Source organism: Micromonospora sp. NPDC049679 (assembly GCF_040659735.1).
Lineage (GTDB): Bacteria > Actinomycetota > Actinomycetes > Mycobacteriales > Micromonosporaceae > Micromonospora_I.
On sequence record NZ_JBFANZ010000049.1, the window covers coordinates 27,578 to 30,791 of the forward strand.

A 3,214-nucleotide genomic window follows, 5' to 3' on the forward strand; every position below is an offset into this window, starting at 1 on the left:
GCTTCATCTTGTAGATGCGGTTGTTCGCCGGGGGCGTGTGGGGCGGGCACGTCCCGCCCCACCACCGGATCAGCACGAGACCAGGAGTCCACGTGGGTGACCTCGGTCAGATCCTCGTCGGCGGTATCACCACCGGCAGCCTCTACGCGCTCTTCCTGCTGGGCGTACTGATCGTCTTCCAGGTCAGCAAGAGCATCAACTTCGCGTACGGCCAGGTCGGCATGATCGCGGCCTTCAGCGCGTGGTTCCTCTACTCCGAGCACGGCCTCCCGGTGCCGTTGGCGCTGGGCGTCGGCGCGCTGCTCGCCGTCATCGTCAACAGCGCGATCGACTACGCCGCGATCCGGCGGATCCCGGAGGGACGCCCCGGCCTCGACCTGGTGGTCACCCTCGGCATTTTCCTGCTCATCACGGCCGTCATGCAGCAGCTGATCGACGCCAACGCGCACACCTTCGTCTCGCTGGGCGCGGACAGCCGCGCCGAGCTGGGCGGCGTCGTGGTCAGCCTCAACGACGGCATCGTGGTCGGCCTGACCGTCACGATCATCGTGGGGGCGTACCTGCTGCTGAACCGCACCAGCCTCGGCACGTCGCTCCGGGCCAGCGCCGAGGACGCCGGCATCGCCCAGGCGGCCGGGGTGAACGTGCGGGCGTTGCGGACCGCCACCTGGGCGGCGGCCGGCGTGATCGCCGCGATCGTGGCCGTGCTGGTCGCCAGCCGGCTCTCGGTCGACGCCTTCTACATGACGCCGTTCCTGATCAAGGCCTTCATCGCCGGGATGATCGGCGGCCTCGATCGGTTCTGGCTGCCGCTGTCGGTCGCCGTGGCGCTCGGCGTCTACGAGTCGCTGGCCGTGTTCATCCTCGGCGCCAGCGCCGGCACGCCCGCGGTCTTCCTACTGATCATCGTCGTGCTGGCCCTGGTGCCGAAGCGGTTCGTCAACGAGCGGAACGAGGTGCGGGCATGACAGACGCCACCATCACCCGACCACGGCGCAGCGCGCAGCCGCCCGCAACGGGACGCGGCGCGGGCGCACGGCGGACCCTCACCCGGGTGGCGGTCTTCGCGGTGATCGCGGCCGTCCCGCCGCTGCTCTTCGACGACTACTGGGTGTTCATGTCCGCGCAGGTGGTCGCGTTCGCGGTCGCCACGCTGGGGCTGGACATCCTGTACGGGCGCACCGGCCAGATGTCGCTGGCGCACGCCTCGTTCATGGGCGTCGGCGCCTACACCACCTACATCGTCTCCTCGTACGGCCACGGCCCGGCGGTGCAGCTCGGCGCGGTCGTCGTGGTGGCGCTGCTCGCCGCGCTGGTCGTCGCGGTGCCCACGTTGCGGCTGTCCGGCCTGCGGTTGGCGCTGGTGACGCTGGCCTTCGGCGAACTGCTGGCCTGGGCGATCCGGGAGACCACCGACCTCACCGGCGGCACCCAGGGCGCCTCGGTGGACCCGATCGTGATCGGCGCCTGGGACTCCAGCGAGCCGCTGCACGCGTACCTGATCGCGCTGGTCCCGGCGGCGATCGCGACCCTGCTCGCCGCCCACCTGGGCCGCACCCAGCTCGGTCGCCGGATGCTCGCCGTGCGCGACACCGAGCTGGCCGCCGAATCGGTCGGGGTGGCGGTGGCCCGGACGAAGATCACTGCGTTCCTGATCAGCGCCGTCTACGCCGGCGTCGCCGGCTGGCTGTACGCCGCGATCGTCGGATTCATCGCGCCGCCGGACTTCGACCTGTTCGCCTCGGTGTACCTGTTCGTCGCCGTGGTGATCGGGGGAGCGGGCACCGTGCTCGGCGCCTGGCTGGGCGCCGCCTACATCGTCCTGGTGCCGGAGCTGTTCACGCTGGCCGGCCAGCCGAACCTGTACCCGATCGTGGGCGGCGCGCTGCTGGCGGTCGTGGCGCTGCTGGTGCCGGACGGGATCGTCGGATTGGGCCGCGGCCTCTGGCGACGGATCAGGGGCGCGCGCGGTGGACAGGAGGGATCGCGATGAGCCGGACGGCCACCCACGAAACCGTCGCCCCGGCGGTCCGGACCGAGGGCCTCACCGTCCGGTACGGCGCCTTCCAGGCGCTCTCCGACGTGACGGTGTCGCTGCCGCCCGGTCAGATCAGCGGCCTGATCGGGCCGAACGGGGCCGGCAAGACGACGCTGCTCAACGCGATCAGTGGGTTCACGTCGATCGCCGAGGGCTCGGTGCACGTCGGCCACGCCGACCTCACCGCGCTCGACGCCCGTCGCCGCGCCCTGGCCGGCGTGGTCCGCGGCTTCCAGACAGTGCGGCTGTTGGACCGCGAATCCGTGCTGACCAACGTGCTGATCGGCACCGAGCGGCTGCCGCAGCCGTCCGCGCTCGCGCAGTTCTTCGGGCTGCCTTCGCAGTGGCGGGCGGTTCGGCGCGACGCCGCGGCCGCCGCCGAGGTGCTCGACCTGCTGGGCCTGACCCGGCAGGCGCACCGTCGGGTGGACGAGCTGCCGTTCGCCAGCCGCCGCCTCGTCGAGGTCGCCCGGGTCCTGGTCTCCTCGCCGTCGGTGATCCTGCTGGACGAGCCGGCGGCCGGGCTGGACCAGGAGGGCCGGCAGGAGCTGGCCTCGGTGCTCACCCGGGTGCACCACAACCACCCCTCGACCATGGTCGTGGTCGAGCACGACGTCGATCTGGTCAAGAGTCTCTGCTCCTACGTCATCGCCCTCGACTCCGGCGCCTTCCTGCGGGACGGCACCCCGGCCGAGGTCTTCGGTGACCGGCAGGTGCAGCTCGCGTACTTCGGGAGGGCCGCCGGTGCTGACGCTTGATTCGGTGAAGGGCTGGTACGGGCGTACCCAGGCCCTGTTCGGGGTCGACCTGTACGTCCCGCCCGGCAAGACGGTCGCGCTGGTCGGCACGAACGGTGCGGGCAAGACCACCACGCTGCGGGCGATCCTCGGCGCGGTCCGGACCGAGGGATCGGTGCGGGTCGACGGCGAGGAGGTCTCGGCCAAGCCCACGCACCGGCGGGTCAACGACCACCGCATCGCGATCGTCCACGAGGGGCGCGGGCTGCTGTCCCAGCTGACCGTGCTGGAAAACCTGGTGGTCGGGGCGAACCGCGCGGAGCGGGCGCGGATCGGCGAGGTGCTGGACCTGTTTCCGGTGCTGCGTGACCGGACGCACCAGAAGGTGTCGCTGCTCTCCGGCGGCCAGCAGCAGATGGTGGCGCTCGGGCGGGCGTTG

At 71.6% G+C, this 3,214-nt stretch carries 4 protein-coding genes; all 4 read left to right on the plus strand.

The genetic code is table 11. The features are described 5' to 3' along the window. Window positions 1–92: 92 nt before the first annotated feature. Entirely contained in the window at window positions 93–968 is an 876-nt protein-coding gene (locus tag AB0J06_RS23560) for a branched-chain amino acid ABC transporter permease (RefSeq protein ID WP_357431381.1), read from the plus strand. Next, window positions 965–1,993, plus strand: coding sequence for a branched-chain amino acid ABC transporter permease (locus AB0J06_RS23565; protein WP_357431383.1), 1,029 nt, complete (start codon window positions 965–967; stop codon window positions 1,991–1,993). Before AB0J06_RS23560 ends, AB0J06_RS23565 begins: the two co-directional genes overlap by 4 nt. After that, window positions 1,990–2,796 (plus strand): ATP-binding cassette domain-containing protein, encoded by an 807-nt coding sequence (locus AB0J06_RS23570; RefSeq protein ID WP_357431385.1) that lies wholly within the window; start codon window positions 1,990–1,992, stop codon window positions 2,794–2,796. Before AB0J06_RS23565 ends, AB0J06_RS23570 begins: the two co-directional genes overlap by 4 nt. After that, on the plus strand, window positions 2,783–3,214 hold a 432-nt coding region (locus AB0J06_RS23575; protein WP_357431387.1), incomplete at its 3' end, for an ATP-binding cassette domain-containing protein. The genes AB0J06_RS23570 and AB0J06_RS23575, both read left to right, overlap by 14 nt.

What these genes read in the sequence shown, in the direction of transcription:
- AB0J06_RS23565 (WP_357431383.1), top strand. Translation starts at nt 965, where the DNA reads ATGACAGACGCCACCATCACCCGACCACGGCGCAGCGCGCAGCCGCCC.
- AB0J06_RS23570 (WP_357431385.1), top strand. Translation starts at nt 1,990, where the DNA reads ATGAGCCGGACGGCCACCCACGAAACCGTCGCCCCGGCGGTCCGGACC.